Raw genomic sequence first — 17,259 nt, 5'->3', positions numbered from 1 at the left:
AGGTAGCGGTGGAGGGTGATGGTCACAGCTGCTCCAGATAGCGGTGGACCAACATGACGGCCATGGCGCCCTCACCGACGGCGCTGGCCACACGCTTGGCGGACTCGGCGCGCACGTCGCCGGCCGCGAACACCCCGGGGACGCTGGTCTCCAGGTGGTAGGGCGGCCGGTCGAGCGGCCACGAGTCGGGCGTCTGCCCGTCGACGAGCAGGTCGTGCCCCGCGCAGACGAAGCCGTGCGAGTCGCGGTCGACCACGCCGTCGAGCCAGGTCGTCAGCGGGGCGGCGCCGATGAACACGAACAGCCAGCCCGTATCGACCGTGCGCTTCTCGCCCGTGCCGATGTCGCGCAGCACGAGCTGCTCGAGGTGGTCGTCCCCGACGGCCTCGACGACCTCGGTCTGCGTGACCACCCGGATCCGCGGGTTCCGCTCCACCTGCTCGATCAGGTAGTGCGACATCGACTGCGTCAGGGACGGCGCCCGGACGACGAGAGTCACCGAGCGCGCGTGGGCCGACAGGAACATCGCCGCCTGGCCGGCCGAGTTGGCGCCGCCGACGATGTAGATGTCCTTGTCGGAGCATGCGGTCGCCTCGGTGAGGGCCGATCCGTAGTACACGCCGCGACCGGTGAGGGCACCGATGCCCGGGCCGTCGAGCTCCCGGTAGGCGACGCCGCTGGCCAGGATCACCGTGTGTGCGTCGACGGAGCTGCCGTCGGCGAACAGGACCGACCGTGCGGCGCCGTTCACCTCGAGCCCGACCGCGTCCTGGGTCAGCACGATCTCGGCGCCGAACTTCAGTGCCTGCCGCCGCGCGCGGTCCGTCAGCTGCGCACCGGACACCCCGTCGGGGAAGCCGAGGTAGTTCTCGATGCGCGAGCTCTGCCCCGCCTGGCCGCCCGTCGCCGACCGCTCGACGAGCGCCGTCCGCAGACCCTCCGACGCCCCGTACAGCGCGGCGCTGAGCCCGGCCGGGCCGCCGCCGATGACGACGAGGTCGTAGAACTCCTCGGTCGGTGCGACCGAGAGCCCGACCTCGGCCGCGAGCTCGGCGTCGGTGGGGGCGACGAGGGCCTTCGCCGCCGTGGTGATCACTAGCGGGAGGTCAAGGCCGTCGGCGCCCGCGACCTCCAGGAGCCGCCGACCCTCGGGCTCGTCGGACGCGTACCAGCGGTACGCCACCTGGTTGCGGGCGAGGAACTCCCGCACCTCGGACGACCGCGCCGACCAGCGGTGCCCGACGACCTTCGTCTCGGGGACGGCCTTGCGCGAGGTCGTCTTCCACGCCTTGAGCTGCGCGTCGATGACCGGGTAGAACTTCTCCTCCGGCGGGTCCCACGGCTTGAGCAGGTAGTGGTCGAGGTCGATGACGTTGACCGCGTCGATCGCCACGTCCGTGTCGGCGTAGGCGGTGAGCAGGATGCGTCGCGCGTACGGGAAGAGGTCCATGGCCTGCTCGAGGAACTCCAGGCCGTTCATGTCCGGCATCCGGTGGTCCGCGAGCAGGATCGCGACCTGGTCGCCCCGCAGCTTCAGCTCCCGGCACGCGTCCAGCGCCGCGGCGCCCGACTCGGCGCGCACCACGCGGAAGTGCTCGCCGTAGTGGCGTCGCAGGTCACGTGCGACCGACCGGGACACGACCGGGTCGTCGTCGACCGTCAGGAGGACCGGTTGGCGTTGCACCTGCTCCACATGACTCCCTCGGCTCGTTCCTTCACCCACAGTCTGTGCTCCGCAGCCCGAATTGTCAGTCGCCGACGACGAGGGCACGACCCGCGGTGACGCGGACCAGCTCGTCGAACGACGTCGGGAAGATCGTGTGCGGCGTGCCGCCGGCCGCCCAGACCTGCGGATAGTCAGCGAGCGCGACGTCGACGACCGTCTCGACGGGCGCCGGGTGGCCCACCGGGGCGACGCCGCCGACGGCCTGCCCGGTCGCGGCGCGCACCTGGTCCGGCGTGGCGCGGGCGATGTGTCCCTTGCCCAGCGCGACCGCGAGTGCGGCCGTGTCGACCCGGTGCCGCCCGCTCGTCAGCACCAGCAGCGGTTCGTCGTCGGCCCAGAAGATGAGGCTGTTCGCGATGGCACCCACCTCGACCCCGAGCGCCGCAGCCGCCTCGGGCGCGGTCCGCGCGGAGTCGGGCAGCTCACGCACGACGCCGGTGACGCCCGCGTCGGCCAAGGCGGTCGCGACCAGTCGGGAGCGGACGGGAAGCTCGGTCACACGGACTCCTTCGGGGGCCGGCGGCGGCGGGGCTGCAGGCGGATGTTCGGCAGCTCCGGTGCGGGGATGCGCAGGTCGCCGTGACCCTGCACCACACCGAAGCGCTCCGCACGGTCGGGTGATTCCCAGTCGGCACGTGCGGCCGCGATGTCGGCGTGGTCGCGGCCGACGAAGTTCCACCACATCACGAGGTCGTGCTCGAACGGCGCCCCGCCGAGGAGCAGCACCCGCGCCCCGTCCCGGGACCGCAGGTGCACCGACGCGCGGCCGTCCCCGAGGTAGAGCAGACCGCTGGGCTCGTGAGGCGTTCCCGCGACCTCGAGCGCCCCGTCGACGACGAGGACGGCGTGCTCGAACCCGGGGACGAGGGGGATCTCGGCCGAGGCCCCGGCGTCGACCGTGACCTCGGCGCCCAGGAGGGGCGTGTGCACCCGTGCCGGCGACGCGAGACCGTCGACCTGCCCGATGAAGACGGTCGCCCGGACCCCGGGCGCCTCCCAGACCGGCAGGTCGCTCACCTGCTCGAACCCGGGGCCACCCTGCGACACCGGGTCGGGCAGCGCGACCCACAGCTGCGCGGCGTGCAGCAGCGGCTCGGAGCCCAGCGAGAACTCCGAGTGCGACACCCCGTGGCCGGCGGTCATGAGGTTCAGCTGCCCTGGCCGGACGATCGCCTCGGAGCCGACGCTGTCGCGGTGCAGGATCTCGCCCGCGATCGGCCACGTGACCGTCTGCAGGCCCGTGTGCGGGTGGGGGAGCACCCGCATGTCGACGTTCTGCGGACCGAACTCGTCGAGGAAGCACCAGGCGCCGACCAGCGGGAGGCCGCGCTGCGGGAGCGTCCGGCGCACCCGCATGGCGCGCACCCCGCCCAGCGGCACGTCGCGCGACGGATGGAGCTCGACCACGGGACCGTGCGTCGGCACCAGGTCGCACAGCTCGGGGACCGGTCGCACCTCGAGGTTCGTCACGAGCACCACCCTAGAAGTCGGACCTCACACGCGGCGACCGTCGCGCGTCTGCACACTGTGAGCGTGAAACAACCCTTCGAGCGGGTGGTCGCTGCGCACGGGCCCACCGTGCTGCGCGTCTGTCGCGCGGTCGTCGGTCCCGTGGACGCCGACGACGCCTGGTCGGAGACGTTCCTGTCCGCGCTGCGCGCGTACCCGGACCTGCCCGCCGACGCGAACGTCGAGGCGTGGCTGGTGACCATCGCGCACCGCAAGGCGATCGACGTCGTCCGCCGGGCCGCCCGCCAGGCCGTCCCGGTGGCCGACGTCCCGGACCGACCGGCCACGTACGACGGCCGCGACCTGGACCTGTGGTCGGCGCTGGCCGCCCTGCCCGACAAGCAGCGGCAGGTCGTCGCCTACCACCACCTCGGCGGCCTGCCCTACGACGACGTCGCCGCGCTGCTCGGCGGGACCGCCGCGGCCGCCCGACGCGCCGGCTCGGACGGCATCGCGACCCTGCGCAGGACCTACCCCGGCATCGACGGAGGACGACGATGAGCGACGAGACACCGACCGGCCTCCTGACGGCGGTCGACCCCTCCGACCTGGCGCGGCTGCACGCGCGGCTCGAGACGGACGCGCTGGTCGACGTCGCCTACCGGACGATGGACAGCCCGGTCGGCACCCTGCTGCTGGCCCGCACCCGCGAGGGCCTGGTCCGGGTCGCGTTCGCGGTGCAGGACCACGAGGCGGTCCTGCAGGCGCTCTCCGACGAGATCAGTCCGCGGGTGCTCGAAGCACCCGGACGGCTGGACGACGTCGCCCGCGAGCTCGACGAGTACTTCGCCGGCCGGCGCAGCGCGTTCGACGTGCCGCTCGACCTGCGGCTGCTGCGGGGGTTCCGCCGGGCGGTGGTCGAGCACCTGCCCGACATCGCCTACGGCCGGACCGCGAGCTACGCCGAGATGGCCACCCGGGCCGGCAGCCCGAAGGCGGTCCGCGCGGTCGGGACGGCGTGCGCGCTCAACCCGCTGCCGCTCGTCCTGCCCTGCCACCGCGTGGTCCGCTCGGACGGCTCCCCGGGGCAGTACGCCGGGGGAGCGGACGCCAAGCTGACCCTGCTCGCCCTGGAGACCCGGGGGATCGCCGCGTAGCGTCGGTGGCATGTGCCGGAACATCACCACGCTACGCGGCCTCGAGCCGCCCGCCACGTCCGAGGAGATCACCGCCGCCGCGCGCCAGTACGTGCGCAAGGTGACGGGGGTCCAGACGCTCACCGACAAGACGCGCGACCCGTTCGAGGCTGCCGTCGCGGAGATCGCCGCGATCACCGCCCGGCTGCTCGACGAGCTGCCCGAGCGCCGTCAGCCGCCCACCACCGTGCCGCCGCTGCGCCGCGCGGACGTGCAGGCGCGCATCGCGGCCCGCGAGGCGCACGAACGCGCCCACGAGCTGGGTCTGCCGCACGAGCACGAGGACGACGACGACCTGGCCCACGTCTAGCGCAGGGGCCACTCCACGAGCCGGGGGATCCCGGTCGGCGCGACCGCGGCCAGCGCCAGGAACCGTGCCTCGGCGCGGTGCAGGCGGATGTGCTCGTCGAGCGACCAGGTCGGGCCGTTGCTCAGCACCATCCCGCACGCGCAGCCGATGGTGACGCGGCCATCGTCTGTCTGGACGACCTGACCGACGGTGGTGTGCTCGGTCGCGGCACGCAGCTTGGCGTGCCGCATCTCGGCGCTGACGGCAGGTGGGGTCTCGTACGACACGGCCCCATCGTCCCTCATCGCTCGGAGTGCAGCTCTTCCATCTCCTGGTCGAGCTGGTCGAGCTCGAACGACTCGTCCCACGCGCCGCCGCCGAGGCTCGGCATCATGGCGCGCAGCCGGGGCTGCCACTCCTGCGCCCGGTCGGGGAAGCAGCGCTCGAGCAGGTCCAGCATCGTCGCGACGGCGGTCGACGCACCCGGCGAGGCGCCGAGCAGGCCGGCGATCGAGCCGTCGCCCGACGTGACGAGCTCGGTGCCGAACTCGAGCACGCCGCCGAGCTTCTTGTCCCTCTTGATCACCTGGACGCGCTGGCCCGCGGTGATGAGCTCCCAGTCGCGGGGGTGCGCGCCGGGCATGAACGCGCGCAGCGTGCGGAGCCGGTCGGTGTCGTTGGCCGTCACCTCTCCGACGAGGTACTTGACCAGGTCGAGGTTCTTCACGCCGACCGCGAGCATCGGGACCAGGTTGCCCGGGCGCACGGAGCGCAGCAGGTCGGTCCACGAGCCGTTCTTGAGGAACTTCATGCTCCAGCCCGCGTACGGGCCGAACATCAGCGCCGAGCCGCCGTCGACCACGCGGGCGTCGAGGTGCGGGACCGACATCGGGGGAGCGCCCACGTCGGCCTTGCCGTAGACCTTGGCCTGGTGCGCCGCGACGAGCTCCGGGTTGGTGGTGCGCAGGAACTGCCCGCTGATCGGGAACCCGCCGAACCCGCGCGCCTCCGGGATGCCCGAGCGCTGCAGGAGCCGCAGGGCGCCACCGCCCGCGCCGATGAACACGAACCGGGCGCTGACCTTGCGGGCACGCACGTGACCGTTCCAGCGACGGTCCTTGATGCGCAGGCGCCAGGTGCCGTCGCGCCGCTGCGAGAGCCGCGTGACCTCGCTCTCGAGGTGCAGACGGGCGCCGCGGGCGACCGCGTCGGTGACCATCGCGTTGGTCAGGCGGCCGAAGTCGACGTCGGTGCCGGCGGCCGAGCGGGTCGCGGCGACGACCTCGTCGCCGTCGCGGTCGGCCATGAGCAGCGGAGCCCACCGGGCGATCTGCTCGGGATCGGTGCTGAACTCGATGTCGTCGAAGAGCGGGTGCGTCCGCAGCGTCTCGTAGCGGCGACGCAGGTAGTCCGCGTTGGCCTCGCCACGCACGAACGTCATGTGCGGGGTGCTCGACAGGAAGCCGTCACCGCCCGGCAGCCGGTCCGCGGTGGCCAGGTGGTTCCACAGCTCGCGGGACAGCTCGAACTGCTCGTTGATCGCGACGGCCTTGCTGATGTCGATCGAGCCGTCGGGACGCTCGGGCGTGTAGTTGAGCTCGCAGAGGGCGGCGTGGCCCGTGCCCGCGTTGTTCCAGGCGTTCGTGCTCTCCTGGGCCAGACCGGGCCGGACCTCGTGGATCTCGACGGTCCAGGTGGGCTCGAGGGTGGTGATCAGAGCGGCCAGCGTGGCGCTCATGATCCCGCCGCCGACGAGGACGACGTCTACCGTTTCTTCGCTGTGCGCCACGTCTTCGATCGTATGTTGACGTCGAGATACCTCCACGTCCGGCGCCTGTGATCTTGGTCGCGGGCCTACGTCACACTTGTGCCGACCCGTGGTTCGTGCGTGCACCGAGGACCGGAGCGGGGTAGAACGAAGTCATGACCGCCGACCGGGACCTGACCTCCGACCCGTCCGCCGAGCACCTGGCGGACCGCCTGCAGTCGCAGGCCGATCTCGACGCGGCCGACGCCCGCTCGGGCGGCAACCCGTCGCGCGCGCCGCGCTCCCTGCACTCCGTCGAGCTCGAGGCCGACGACGAGGCGATCGCCAGCAGCGACGAGTGGGACGACCCCGAGCGCCTCTGAGCGGTCAGGTCAGCCGGATCCCGCGCGCCCGCAGCTGACGCGCCAACGACTGCCCGTCCGGACCCTGGATCACCGCGATGCCGTCGAGGCTCGCCCGGCGCTCGGCGCGCAGCGAGTCGGTCGTCGGCGCGGGGACGCCGTGCGCCAGGACGTGCTCGCCGAACGTCAGCTGACGGATCAGGATCGCGAGCACGTGCTCCGGGTGGTGCTGCGCGGCACCCGCGTAGATCTGCGGGTCGCGCTGCCCGTCGTCGCCCACGAGGATCCAGCGGACGTGCGGCAGCTCCCGCATGAGGCGGCGCAGCTGCGTGATCTTGTGGGCCGGCCCGCTGCGGAACCACCCGCTGTTCGTCGGACCCCAGTCGGTCATGAGCAGCGGCCCGGCGGGGAACCGGTACTCGCGCAGGAACCGGCCGACCGTCGGCGCCGCGTTCCACGCGCCGGTGGACAGGTACACGACCGGGAGCCGTTCGTCGCGGTCCAGCAGCTCGGAGTACAGGGACGACATGCCCGGAACGGGCTCGCGCGCGTTCTCGTGCCGCATGAACACGTTCCACGCCGCGACGAGAGGACGGGGCAGGCGCGTGACCATCACCGTGTCGTCGATGTCGCTGACGATGCCGAACCGCACCTCGGGCCCGATCACGTGCACCGGCGCGGTCGCCGTGGCGCCGTCCTGCGTGGTCAGCCGGATGTCGTGCCACCCAGGGTCGAGGTCCGCGGTCAGGACGACGTCGACGTACCCGCCGCGGTCCGTCGTGACGTGGTGCACCCGGCCGCCCACGTGGACGTCGATCACCGCGTCCGACACCTGCGCGGTCGCGAAGCTGCGCCACCCGCGCAGGGCGGGAGCGGCAGGCTCGCCGGCCTGCGCGTTCCCGCCCGCGCCGGGGAGGTCCTCGTCGCGCACGATGGGCGCCGCCAGCAGGGCCCGCGCCATGACGCGGACCCAGCCCGGGGCGCCGTAGCTGGCGTACGGCTCGATCCGGACCGTCCAGCCGCGCCGGCGCAGCCGGCTGGCCACGCGCCGGTCCAGCGCGCTCTCGAGGCGCGCCGCGACGTGCGGACGTGCGCTGCGCACCTCAGACGTCACGCACTGTCCTTCGTGGCGGCCTTCTTGGCCGAGGACTTCTCGGTGGAGGAGGTGCCGGTGGTCAGCTCGCCGCCCACGGACTCGAGGTGCGCGCGCACGAACCAGTGGAACAGCTCGAGCTCGTGCAGGTGCCCGATCAGCAGGTCGTTCGTCACGTCGTCGATCTCCTCGACGTCGGTGGCGGCCTTGCGGTGATCGGTGATGACGCCGACGTAGACCACGTCGAGAGCGCCGAGGTGCGCGATCGCGCTGTCCCGCCCGATCGAGTAGTCGTCCCAGGTGCGGTTCTTCACCAGCGCGCCCGGGGTGCCCACCGGAGCGACCCCCAGGGTCGCGATGCGCTCGGCGATCGCGTCGACCATGAGCCGCACGGCGTCCACCTGCGGATCGATCATCTCGTGCACCGCGATGAAGTGGGGTCCGACGACGTTCCAGTGGATGTGCTTGAGGGTGAGCGCGAGGTCGTTCAGCGCGTCGAGCCGCTGCTGCAGGACCGCGGCGACGTCGGCTCCCTGCTGGGCGGTCAGGGACGGGACGGTGTACTTGGGCAGTGCCATGACGACTCCTCGGATCTGTGTGTCACGCCACCGTGCCAAAGGTGTCGCGGTCTCGCCATCGCTCACGCGAAGGGGTCGCCTTTCTCCGCGTACCGCGCGACCACCTCGTCGGGTGTCAGCTGCTTCAGGCCGGGTCCGATCTCGTCCCACCAGCGGGGCGCCGCGACGTGCGGGTACTCACGGCCGCGCAAGGAGTAGGGCGTGATCGTGGTCTTCGCCGGGTGGTTCTGGGACCAGTCGATCAGCACCTTGCCGCCGCGCAGGTCCTTCTTCATGATCGCGACGACGAGGCTCGAGTTGGCCGCCGCGATCTCGTAGGCCAGGTCGTGGGCGTACTGCCGCACCTCCATGACGCTCTGGGTGCCCGGCAGCGGCGCGTACAGCTGCATGCCCTTGCTGCCCGAGGTCACGGGCACGATCACGTCGAGCCCGTCCTGGCGCAGCCGGTCGGCGACGAGGTGCGCGACCTTGGCGCAGGCCTCCAGGCCGGCCGGGGGACCGGGGTCGAGGTCGACGACGAGCCGGTCCGGCTTGTGGATCGCCCCGCGCGGCCCGACCCGCCACTGCGGGGTGTGCAGCTCCAGCGCGCCCTGGTTCGCGGCCCAGACGAGTCCCGCGAGGTCGTCGAGGAAGGGCAGCTCCAGCACCGTGCCCTCGTCGTCGGAGCCCGGGGCGGCGCTGATCTTCTGCCGACGGACCCATGCCGGCGCCCCGCGGGGCGTGTTCTTCTCGAAGAACTTCTCGCCGTCCACGCCGTCGGGCCAGCGGATGCGGGTCACCGGCCGGTCCTTCAGCTGCGCGAGCAGCGCCGGCGCGACGCCGACCGAGTAGTTCATGACCTCGGCCTTGGTCATCCCCGTCGCGGGGTACATGACCTTCTCCAGGTGGCTCACGCGGACCGCACGGCCCTCCACGTCCACCATCTGCCGTTCAGGCGTCACGGCTGCTCCCAGGGATCGGCGTCGGTGTCGGTGCGCACGCCGCGCACCACGGGCTGGCGCAGGCGCCCCGTCGGGTTGCGGGCCAGGTACAGGGTGTCGACGACGACGACAGGGTCGACCCAGTGCGTCCCGCGCGCATCCTCGGGCGGGATGTCCTCGTCGAACGGCGACCCGTCCCGCGCGTGCTCGTCCAGCAGCTGCCGCATCCGCGTCGCCTTCGCGCCGCTCAGCCCGCTGCCCGCCCGTCCCAGGTAGCGCAGCCTGCCGTCCGCGTCGCGGGCGCCGAACAGGACCGCCCCGAGCCGCCCGGACCCCGTGGTCTCGACCCGCCAGCCGCACACGAGAGCCGCCCGCGTCCGGCGGTGCGGGGCCTTGACCCACTCCTCGGACCGGCGGCCGGGGTGGTAGAGCGACGAGCGCTTCTTGGCGACGACGCCCTCGAGCCCGAGCTGCTTGGTCACGCCCCAGAGCTCCTGGCCGTCGGGGTAGACGGGCGAGAGCTGCACGTTCGCCGGCAGCTCGAGCTGCTGCAGGACGGCGCGGCGGTCGTCGTAGGTCGTCCGGGTGAGGTCGGCGCCCGCCAGCCGGAGGACGTCGAACACCATGAACGTCACCGGCTGACGCGCCGCGAGGGCGGCCGCCCGACGCACGTCGCGCACGTGCATGCGCTCGGCCAGGGCCGTGAACGAGGGGATCCCGTCGGCCAGGAGGACGATCTCACCGTCCAGGATCGCGTCCTGGACCGCGACCAGTCCGGCCAGCTCCGGGTAGGCGGGCGTGATCTCGCGCTCCTGCCTGCTCCACAGCCGCAGCGCACCGGACGTGGTGTCCGAGAGCGCCCGGACGCCGTCCCACTTGACCTCGTACGACCACTGCGGGCCGCGCGGAAGCTCCGTCGGACCGGTCGCGGGGGTGGCGAGCATGGGCTCCACGGGTACATCCTGCCTGGTAGCAGTCGTGCCTGGAGAGCAGCCGCGCGACCGAACCTCACACGGACGGAAGGCACACACACCATGCGAGCGATCTGGAAGGGCTCGGTCGCCTTCGGGCTGGTCAACGTCCCCGTGCGCCTGTACTCGGCGACGGGGGAGCACGAGGTGACGCTGCACCAGGTGCACCGCGAGGACGGCGGCCGGATCCGCTACCGCAAGTTCTGCAGCATCGACGGCGAGCCGGTCGAGATGTCGGACATCGCGAAGGGCTACGAGACCGAGGACGGCGAGCTGGTCGTGCTCACCGACGAGGACTTCCGCTCCCTGCCGCTGTCGACGGAGCGCGAGATCGAGGTGCTCGAGTTCGTGCCGGTGGACCAGGTCGACCCGATCCTGCTGCAGAAGACCTACTACCTCGAGCCCGAGAAGACCGCCGCCAAGCCGTACGCGCTGCTGCGCGGGGCGCTGGAGCAGGCCGACCGCGTCGCGGTGGTCAAGGTGGCGCTGCGGCAGCGCGAGTCGATGGCGATCCTTCGCGTCCGCGACAAGGTCATCGTCATGCAGACCCTGCTCTGGCCCGACGAGATCCGCGCCGTCGACTTCCCGGTCCTCGACGACGAGGTGACGGTCCGGCCGCAGGAGCTCGCGATGGCGTCGTCCCTGGTCGACTCGCTGGCCGCGGACTTCGACCCGAACCAGTACGAGGACCGGTACGCCGGCGCGCTCGAGGCGATGATCCAGGCCAAGGTCTCCTCCGGCGACACCCAGTCCGTGCCCGTGCCCCCCGGCGAGGAGGAGTCCGGCGAGGGCGGCGGCGACGTCGTCGACCTGCTCGCGGCCCTGCAGCGCAGCGTCGAGAAGGCCCGCAGCGCGCGGGGTGAGGAGCCGGCCGAGGCTCCCAAGGAGGAGCCGAAGAAGCGTAAGTCCAAGGCGTCGTGAGCCCGTCGGACCGCTCGGCGTCCGACCGGCAGGCGGACGCCGTGGCGGCCCTGCGCCGGATCGCGTTCCTGCTCGAGCGGGCCCAGGCGAGCGCCTACCGCAGCGAGGCGTTCCGCAAGGCTGCCGTGAGCGTCGAGAAGCAGGACGCGAAGCGGCTGGCCGTGCTCGAGACCACGGGTGCACTGGCGACCCTGCCGTCGGTCGGTGCACGCACCGCGGACGTGGTCGCGCACGTGCTGCGGGGCAAGCCGGTGGAGTACCTCGACACGCTCGAGGAGGAGTACGCGTCCTCGTCGCTGGAGCCCGCGGCGGCCGCGCTGCGCCGGGCGCTGCGGGGCGACCTGCACGCGCACACCGAGGCCAGCGACGGGTCCACGCCGATCCAGGAGATGGTGCTGGCCGCGATGGAGCTCGGGCACGACTACCTGGCGATCACGGACCACTCGCCCCGTCTCACGGTCGCGAACGGGCTGTCGGCACCGCGGCTGCGAGCCCAGCTGGACCAGGTCGCCGCGCTGAACGGCGTGGTCGGACCGTTCCGGGTGCTGACGGGCATCGAGGTCGACATCCTCGACGACGGCGGCCTGGACCAGGACCCGGACCTGCTCGACCAGCTGGACGTCGTCGTCGCGTCGGTGCACTCGAAGCTGCGCATGGACCGCGGACCGATGACCGAGCGGATGCTCGCCGCGGTCCGCAACCCGCGCACCGACGTGCTCGGGCACTGCACGGGGCGCCAGATCAAGGGCAAGAGCCGCCCGCAGAGCGAGTTCGACGCCCGCCGGGTCTTCGACGCCTGCGCCGAGAACGGCGTCGCCGTGGAGATCAACTGCCGACCCGACCGGCTCGACCCGCCGCACGAGCTCCTGGACGTGGCGATCGAGGCCGGATGCCTGTTCTCGATCGACACGGACGCGCACGCTCCGGGTCAGCTGGACTGGCTCGGTGCGGGCTGCGAGCGTGCCGCCCAGCACGACCTGGACCCCGCCCGGATCATCACGACGTGGCCCCTGGACGACCTGCTGGCGCGTGCGCACAGGTGACACGACACGCCCCGTCTCGGTCCCAGGGCCGTTCTCGGGTTAGTGTCAGCCGGTCGTCCCCGGGCAAGTCGGTTCTCCCTGCGCGCCCGGGCACACCTCGGCCCGCACCTGGGCCTGCATGTCCCGAGTGAACAAGGAGCACATCTAGTGAGCGTGAACCGCACCGAGCTCGTCCAGGCCCTCGCCGCCAAGGCGGGCCTCACCAACACGGACGCCGACAAGGCTCTGAAGGCCTTCCAGGAGGTCGTGGTCGAGAACCTTGCCAAGGGCGAGGCCGTCACGATCCCCGGTTTCCTCGCCGTCGCCCGCGCTGAGCGTGGTGCCCGCACCGGTATCAACCCGCAGACCGGTGAGAAGCTCGAGATCCCCGCGGGCTTCCGCGTGAAGCTCACCGCCGGCAGCGCCCTCAAGCGCGCCGTGCAGGGCTGACCCAGCACCTCCGTACGCCAGGCCGGGCCTCCGATCCTCACGGATCGGGGGCCTGACCTCGTATGATCTTGGGAACGACTCTCAGGAAGGTGGCTCTGCCATGGTGGTCGTCCCGCGTCAGACGCGGCAGCGTGCCGAGATCCTCGACCTGCTCGAGGACATCGACGAGTTCCGCAGCGCCCAGCAGCTGCACGAGATCCTGCGGTCCCGTGGCTCGAGCGTGGGTCTGGCGACCGTCTACCGGGCCGTGCAGAGCCTCTCCGAGCACGGTGACGTCGACGTCCTGCGCACGGAGGAGGGGGAGTCGGTCTACCGCCTCTGCGAGCAGCGCAGCCACCACCACCACCTCGTGTGCCGGTCCTGCGGTCGGACCGTCGAGATCGAGGCCGGGCAGGCCGAGTCCTGGGCCGCCCAGGTCGGCGCCGCCAACGGCTTCGACGACGTCGAGCACACCATCGAGCTCATCGGGACCTGCGCGGCCTGCCGCGCCGCCGCCGCGTCCTAGTCGGGAGTCCGGCGCCCCACGACCTGCGGCAGCACCCACCAGCACCCGAAGAGCACGACGACCGACGCGACGCCGATGATCCGCCCCTCGGTCCGGCCTAGGACGACGTCGAACAGCAGCATCGCGCCGCCGGCCAGCACGAGGGCGAGCACGAACAGCCCCACGCGGGCGAACGCGTTCCCCCAGGCGACGAGCTGCGGCTTGAGGCGTCGGCGGAACAGCACCCGGTGCATGCTGACGGGCGTGAGCAGCAGCGCCGTCGCGAGCACGGCCAGGACGACCAGGACCAGGTAGAGGTTGCGCTGGTAGGTGTCCAGCGACTCGAACCGCTGCTGGAACGGGATGGTCAGCAGGAAGCCCGTGAGGATCTGCGTGCCGGTCTGCGAGACGCGCAGCTCCTGCAGCAGCTCGTTCCAGTTCCGGTCGGCGCGCTCGTTGGCTGTCTCGGTCCGGCCGTCGTCCGGGGCCACGTCGTCGTGCTGCACCCGACACCTCCTCGTGAGTTGCCAGGATCATGCCGCACGGTCGGCCCCAGGGCACACTTGAGCCCGTGACCCGACTGCACGACGCCGACCGCCGCGACTTCGCCTCCGACAACTACGCAGGGACCCACCCCGAGATCCTCGCCGCGATCGCCGCGGCGAACGGGGGCCACCAGACCGCCTACGGCGAGGACGTGTACACCGCACGCCTCCAGACCGTGGTCCAGGAGCACTTCGGGCCGACGGCCACCGCGTTCCCGGTGTTCAACGGGACGGGCGCCAACGTGCTGTCGCTGCAGTCGGTGCTCCCGCGCTGGGGAGCCGTGGTGTGCGCCGAGACCGCCCACATCCACACGGACGAGAACGGCGCACCCGAGCGGATGGGCGCCCTCAAGCTGCTGACCGTCAGCACGCCCGACGGCAAGCTCACGCCCGACCTCGTCGCCACCCAGGCGTGGGGGTTCGGCGACGAGCACCGCGCCCAGCCGGGCGTCGTCTCGATCACGCAGAGCACCGAGCTCGGCACGCTCTACACGCCCGACGAGATCCGCGCCCTCGCTGACCAGGCGCACGCCCTGGACATGCGGCTCCACCTCGACGGCGCCCGGATCTCGAACGCGGCGGCCGCGCTGGACCTGCCCCTGCGCGCGTTCACGACCGACGCGGGCGTCGACCTCGTCTCGCTCGGCGGGACGAAGAACGGGCTGCTGTTCGGCGAGGCAGTCGTGGTGCTCTCGCCGGAGGCCGACGGCGGCCTGACCTACCTGCGCAAGATGGACATGCAGCTCGCCTCGAAGATGCGCTTCGTGTCCGCGCAGCTGATCGCCCTGTACGAGGGCGACCTGTGGCTGCGGTCCGCCGGGCACGCGAACGCGATGGCGGCGCGCCTCCGCACGGGCATCGAGAGCCTGCCCGGGGTGCACGTCACGCGGCCCACCCAGGCGAACGGCGTCTTCGTCGTGTTCCCGGCGGGCGTCGCCGAGGCGCTGCGACGCCGGTGGCGGTTCTACGACTGGGACGTGGCCACCGGCGAGGTCCGCCTCATGTGCTCGTTCGACACGACGGAGGCGGACGTCGACGAGCTGGTCGCCGCCGTGGCCGACGCCGTCGTCTGACGGATCACGCCCGCCGCGCGGCGTCCTCGATCCGCGCGCGGTGGGCTGCCCAGTCGGCGTCGTCGTGGCGCGACGGGCCCGGGCCGACGAGCCCCTCACGCAGGATGTCGGCGTGGCCGGCGTGCCGGTTGGTCTCGGTCAGGACGTGGACCATGACGTTGAGCAGGAGCACGTCGGGACGCGGCCACCACGGCACGTGGCCGGGGGCGTCGATCGGCAGCGCCTCGATCGTGTCGTCGGCGTGCCGGCACGCGCGCTGGTACCGGTCGACGATCTCGGCGCGGGACTCGCGCTCCGACACCCACATGTGGTCGGGGTTCGCGTAACCCGGCTCGTCGAACCGCGGCAGCGGATCGGAGAACGGTCGATCGAAGACCAGGCCGAGGTAGCACGCCTCCGACAGGGTCAGGTGCTTGACCAGGCCGAGCAGGTTCGTCCCGGTCGCCGTGAGCGGGCGGCGGACGTCGTACTCGGACAGGCCGTCCAGCGTCGCCAGGAGCGAGCCGCGCACGTCGCGCAGGTCGTCGAGGAGGTAGGCCTTGGCGAAGTCGTCGATCATCCGACAGAGCCTGTCAGACGAACGACGCCCCCGGCTCCGAGGAGCCGAGGGCGTCGTTCAGGGGTTCGTCAGCTGCGGCCGCGGGCCGGGCCGTGGCTGGGGCGCGAGGCGCCCTGGCCCGGACGCGGGCCCGTGTCCTGACGGATCCGCAGCGGACGGCCGGCGACGCGCGTGCGCGCCAGACGGTCGATGACCTCGGGGGTCAGGCCGGCCGGGATGTCGACCAGCGCGAAGCTGCCGAAGATGTCGATCTTGCCGACGTCCTTGCCGGTCAGGCCACCCTCGCCGGTGAGCGCGCCCACCAGGGCGCCCGGCTGGAGACCGTCACGGTGACCGACCGCCACGCGCCAGCGCGGGGACCCGCCGGCGATGTGCGTGCTGGTGTTGCGGCGCTCGCGCTCCGGACGGTCGTAGCCTCGCTCGTTGTCGCGGTCACGGCCGTTCCCACCGGTCAGGTGCGCACGCGACAGGGCGTCGTCCAGGTCGTCGCCGGACGCGGCCACGGGGCCCTCGTCGCCGACCGCGAGGGCGGTCAGGACAGCAAGGAGGTCGACCGGGTCGACGTCGGGGTTCTGGGCCAGGTGGACGGCGATGGCCTCGCGGTAGAGGTCCAGACGCCCGATCTCCTTGCGCTCGGCCGTGCGGGCGAGCAGCCCGGTGACCTTGTGCGCGGAGACCTCGACGGGCGTGGGGATCTCGACCTGGATCAGCGACTGGCGCGTGGTCCGCTCGATCTGGCGCAGGCGCGACTGCTCGGCGGGCGTGACGAACGACAGCGCCTCGCCCTCGCGGCCGGCGCGTCCGGTGCGGCCGATGCGGTGCACGTAGGTCTCGGGCTCGCGCGGCACGTCGAAGTTCACGACGAGGCCGATGCGGTCGACGTCGAGGCCGCGAGCCGCGACGTCGGTGGCGACGAGCACGTCGAGCGCGCCGGTGCGCAGGCGGTCGACGATCTTCTCGCGCTCGGTCTGGGCGACGTCGCCGGAGATGTACGCGGCGGAGATGCCGCGCTCGACCAGCGCGCTGCCGACCTCCTCGGCCGCACCACGGGTGCGGACGAACACGATCGCCGCGTCGGCCTCGGACACGGCGAGCACGCGGGCGAGCGCACCGGTCTTGTGGCGGTGGGGGACCACGGCGTAGGTCTGGCGGACGCTGGTCACCGTGGACGCCTGGCGCGAGACCGTGATCTCGACCGGACGGCTCAGGTGCTGCTCGGCGACGCGGCGGATGGGCGGCGGCATCGTCGCGGAGAACAGGGCGACCTGACGCTCCTTGGGAGCGGCGGACAGCACGCGGTCGACGTCCTCGGCGAAGCCCATACGGAGCATCTCGTCGGCCTCGTCGAGCACGAGGAAGCGGACGTCGTCCATCTTCAGGGTGCGGCGGTCGAGGTGGTCGAGCACGCGGCCGGGGGTACCGACGACCACCTGGGCGCCCCGGGCCAGCGCGCGCTGCTGCGGCAGGAACGGCGAGCCGCCGTAGACCGCGAGCACGTTCATGCCGGGCAGGTGCGTCGCGAACGACTGGATCGCGTCGGCGACCTGCATCGCGAGCTCACGCGTCGGGGTCAGGACGACCGCCTGGACGGCGTGCACGTCGGGGTCGATCGACGCGAGCAGCGGCAGGCCGAACGCGGCCGTCTTGCCGGTGCCGGTCTGCGCGACGCCGACGATGTCGCGGCCGCTCAGCAGGGCAGGGACGGCCTGCGCCTGGATGGCGGACGGAGTGGTGAAGCCGAGGTCGGCGATCGCAGCCTCGAGCGCCGGGGGGAGGCCCAGCTCGTCGAAGGTGCCGTTCTCGGGCATGGAAGAGGGCGCAACAGAACTCATGGAAAGGGGGAACCGATCATCGCGGGGCGGAGCCCTGAACCG

Annotated in this window: 21 protein-coding genes; 9 read left to right on the top strand and 12 right to left on the bottom strand. The window is 72.4% G+C overall.

Translation table 11 applies throughout. The features are described 5' to 3' along the window. Positions 1-22 precede the first annotated feature (22 nt). The 3 genes from AC1DZC_RS03050 to AC1DZC_RS03040 are packed head-to-tail and all read right to left on the bottom strand — an operon-like array spanning position 23 to position 3,196. The gene (locus tag AC1DZC_RS03050) at positions 23-1,693 is read right to left on the bottom strand and encodes an NAD(P)/FAD-dependent oxidoreductase (protein ID WP_477039338.1); all 1,671 of its coding nucleotides are present in this window, start codon (positions 1,691-1,693) and stop codon (positions 23-25) included. Between the two features lie 55 nt (positions 1,694-1,748). Continuing rightward, entirely contained in the window at positions 1,749-2,225 is a 477-nt protein-coding gene (locus tag AC1DZC_RS03045) for a YbaK/EbsC family protein (protein ID WP_477042200.1), read from the bottom strand. Continuing rightward, the gene (locus AC1DZC_RS03040) at positions 2,222-3,196 is read right to left on the bottom strand and encodes a pirin family protein (RefSeq protein ID WP_477039340.1); all 975 of its coding nucleotides are present in this window, start codon (positions 3,194-3,196) and stop codon (positions 2,222-2,224) included. Before AC1DZC_RS03040 ends, AC1DZC_RS03045 begins: the two co-directional genes overlap by 4 nt. 63 nt (positions 3,197-3,259) lie before the next feature. Between AC1DZC_RS03040 and AC1DZC_RS03035 the strand changes: the two genes are divergently transcribed. The 3 genes from AC1DZC_RS03035 to AC1DZC_RS03025 are packed head-to-tail and all read left to right on the top strand — an operon-like array spanning position 3,260 to position 4,681. Then, a complete protein-coding gene (locus AC1DZC_RS03035; protein ID WP_477042199.1) occupies positions 3,260-3,736 on the top strand; it encodes an RNA polymerase sigma factor in 477 nt (158 codons plus the stop codon). Continuing rightward, on the top strand, positions 3,733-4,332 hold the full coding sequence (locus AC1DZC_RS03030; protein ID WP_477042198.1) for a methylated-DNA--[protein]-cysteine S-methyltransferase: 600 nt from the start codon (positions 3,733-3,735) through the stop codon (positions 4,330-4,332). The genes AC1DZC_RS03035 and AC1DZC_RS03030 overlap by 4 nt, the downstream gene beginning before the upstream one ends. A 10-nt stretch (positions 4,333-4,342) precedes the next feature. Continuing rightward, on the top strand, positions 4,343-4,681 hold the full coding sequence (locus tag AC1DZC_RS03025) for a DUF2277 domain-containing protein (RefSeq protein ID WP_477039343.1): 339 nt from the start codon (positions 4,343-4,345) through the stop codon (positions 4,679-4,681). On the opposite strand, the gene AC1DZC_RS03020 is transcribed toward AC1DZC_RS03025, so the two are convergent. Both AC1DZC_RS03020 and mqo read right to left on the bottom strand, forming a co-directional pair. Next, complete coding sequence (locus tag AC1DZC_RS03020; protein ID WP_477039344.1) at positions 4,678-4,947, bottom strand: hypothetical protein; 270 nt, start codon at positions 4,945-4,947, stop codon at positions 4,678-4,680. The two genes, AC1DZC_RS03025 and AC1DZC_RS03020, sit on opposite strands and share 4 nt — an antisense overlap. 14 nt (positions 4,948-4,961) lie before the next feature. Then, positions 4,962-6,449, bottom strand: coding sequence for a malate dehydrogenase (quinone) (gene mqo / locus AC1DZC_RS03015; RefSeq protein ID WP_477042197.1), 1,488 nt, complete (start codon positions 6,447-6,449; stop codon positions 4,962-4,964). Between the two features lie 134 nt (positions 6,450-6,583). On the opposite strand from mqo, the gene AC1DZC_RS03010 reads away from it, so the two are divergent. Next, on the top strand, positions 6,584-6,790 hold the full coding sequence (locus AC1DZC_RS03010; protein ID WP_477039346.1) for a hypothetical protein: 207 nt from the start codon (positions 6,584-6,586) through the stop codon (positions 6,788-6,790). Between the two features lie 4 nt (positions 6,791-6,794). Here the strand turns inward: AC1DZC_RS03010 and AC1DZC_RS03005 are convergent, their stop codons facing one another. The 4 genes from AC1DZC_RS03005 to ligD (AC1DZC_RS02990) form a co-directional block, all read right to left on the bottom strand. Then, a complete protein-coding gene (locus AC1DZC_RS03005) occupies positions 6,795-7,883 on the bottom strand; it encodes an App1 family protein (protein ID WP_477042196.1) in 1,089 nt (362 codons plus the stop codon). Beyond that, entirely contained in the window at positions 7,880-8,440 is a 561-nt protein-coding gene (locus AC1DZC_RS03000; RefSeq protein WP_477039348.1) for a Dps family protein, read from the bottom strand. Before AC1DZC_RS03000 ends, AC1DZC_RS03005 begins: the two co-directional genes overlap by 4 nt. Positions 8,441-8,502: 62 nt before the next feature. Then, the gene (ligD, locus tag AC1DZC_RS02995) at positions 8,503-9,381 is read right to left on the bottom strand and encodes a non-homologous end-joining DNA ligase (RefSeq protein ID WP_477042195.1); all 879 of its coding nucleotides are present in this window, start codon (positions 9,379-9,381) and stop codon (positions 8,503-8,505) included. Then, the gene (gene ligD, locus AC1DZC_RS02990; RefSeq protein ID WP_477042449.1) at positions 9,378-10,304 is read right to left on the bottom strand and encodes a non-homologous end-joining DNA ligase; all 927 of its coding nucleotides are present in this window, start codon (positions 10,302-10,304) and stop codon (positions 9,378-9,380) included. The genes ligD (AC1DZC_RS02995) and ligD (AC1DZC_RS02990) overlap by 4 nt, the downstream gene beginning before the upstream one ends. Positions 10,305-10,394: 90 nt before the next feature. Here ligD (AC1DZC_RS02990) and ku point away from each other — a divergent pair, with 90 nt between their 5' ends. From ku to AC1DZC_RS02970, 4 genes are all read left to right on the top strand, one after another. Next, entirely contained in the window at positions 10,395-11,252 is an 858-nt protein-coding gene (gene ku, locus AC1DZC_RS02985) for a non-homologous end joining protein Ku (RefSeq protein ID WP_477042194.1), read from the top strand. Further along, complete coding sequence (locus tag AC1DZC_RS02980; protein ID WP_477042193.1) at positions 11,249-12,295, top strand: PHP domain-containing protein; 1,047 nt, start codon at positions 11,249-11,251, stop codon at positions 12,293-12,295. Before ku ends, AC1DZC_RS02980 begins: the two co-directional genes overlap by 4 nt. A gap of 147 nt (positions 12,296-12,442) precedes the next feature. Continuing rightward, positions 12,443-12,724, top strand: a complete 282-nt coding sequence (locus tag AC1DZC_RS02975) for an HU family DNA-binding protein (RefSeq protein WP_426595776.1) — start codon at positions 12,443-12,445, stop codon at positions 12,722-12,724. A gap of 100 nt (positions 12,725-12,824) precedes the next feature. Beyond that, positions 12,825-13,229: a Fur family transcriptional regulator gene (locus AC1DZC_RS02970; RefSeq protein WP_477042192.1), complete on the top strand. Its 405-nt coding sequence runs from the start codon at positions 12,825-12,827 to the stop codon at positions 13,227-13,229. Here AC1DZC_RS02970 and AC1DZC_RS02965 read toward each other — a convergent pair. Then, positions 13,226-13,714, bottom strand: a complete 489-nt coding sequence (locus tag AC1DZC_RS02965) for a DUF6328 family protein (protein ID WP_477042191.1) — start codon at positions 13,712-13,714, stop codon at positions 13,226-13,228. The genes AC1DZC_RS02970 and AC1DZC_RS02965 overlap by 4 nt on opposite strands. 29 nt (positions 13,715-13,743) lie before the next feature. Between AC1DZC_RS02965 and AC1DZC_RS02960 the strand changes: the two genes are divergently transcribed. Beyond that, a complete protein-coding gene (locus AC1DZC_RS02960; RefSeq protein WP_477039354.1) occupies positions 13,744-14,826 on the top strand; it encodes a threonine aldolase family protein in 1,083 nt (360 codons plus the stop codon). 4 nt (positions 14,827-14,830) lie between these two features. Here the strand turns inward: AC1DZC_RS02960 and AC1DZC_RS02955 are convergent, their stop codons facing one another. Further along, the gene (locus AC1DZC_RS02955) at positions 14,831-15,385 is read right to left on the bottom strand and encodes a DinB family protein (RefSeq protein ID WP_477042190.1); all 555 of its coding nucleotides are present in this window, start codon (positions 15,383-15,385) and stop codon (positions 14,831-14,833) included. Positions 15,386-15,453: 68 nt separating this feature from the next. After that, complete coding sequence (locus tag AC1DZC_RS02950) at positions 15,454-17,193, bottom strand: DEAD/DEAH box helicase (RefSeq protein ID WP_477039356.1); 1,740 nt, start codon at positions 17,191-17,193, stop codon at positions 15,454-15,456. Positions 17,194-17,259: the final 66 nt, after the last annotated feature.

The organism is Cellulomonas sp. P2_B4, from assembly GCF_056404795.1.
This window is presented reverse-complemented; position numbering and strand designations above follow the sequence as displayed.

What these genes read in the sequence shown, in the direction of transcription:
- ku (WP_477042194.1), top strand. Translation starts at nt 10,395, where the DNA reads ATGCGAGCGATCTGGAAGGGCTCGGTCGCCTTCGGGCTGGTCAACGTC.
- AC1DZC_RS02970 (WP_477042192.1), top strand. Translation starts at nt 12,825, where the DNA reads ATGGTGGTCGTCCCGCGTCAGACGCGGCAGCGTGCCGAGATCCTCGAC.
- AC1DZC_RS03025 (WP_477039343.1), top strand. Translation starts at nt 4,343, where the DNA reads ATGTGCCGGAACATCACCACGCTACGCGGCCTCGAGCCGCCCGCCACG.
- AC1DZC_RS02960 (WP_477039354.1), top strand. Translation starts at nt 13,744, where the DNA reads ATGCCGCACGGTCGGCCCCAGGGCACACTTGAGCCCGTGACCCGACTG.
- AC1DZC_RS03010 (WP_477039346.1), top strand. Translation starts at nt 6,584, where the DNA reads ATGACCGCCGACCGGGACCTGACCTCCGACCCGTCCGCCGAGCACCTG.
- AC1DZC_RS02950 (WP_477039356.1), bottom strand. Translation starts at nt 17,193, where the DNA reads ATGCCCGAGAACGGCACCTTCGACGAGCTGGGCCTCCCCCCGGCGCTC.
- AC1DZC_RS03030 (WP_477042198.1), top strand. Translation starts at nt 3,733, where the DNA reads ATGAGCGACGAGACACCGACCGGCCTCCTGACGGCGGTCGACCCCTCC.
- ligD (WP_477042449.1), bottom strand. Translation starts at nt 10,304, where the DNA reads ATGCTCGCCACCCCCGCGACCGGTCCGACGGAGCTTCCGCGCGGCCCG.
- AC1DZC_RS03000 (WP_477039348.1), bottom strand. Translation starts at nt 8,440, where the DNA reads ATGGCACTGCCCAAGTACACCGTCCCGTCCCTGACCGCCCAGCAGGGA.
- AC1DZC_RS02955 (WP_477042190.1), bottom strand. Translation starts at nt 15,385, where the DNA reads ATGATCGACGACTTCGCCAAGGCCTACCTCCTCGACGACCTGCGCGAC.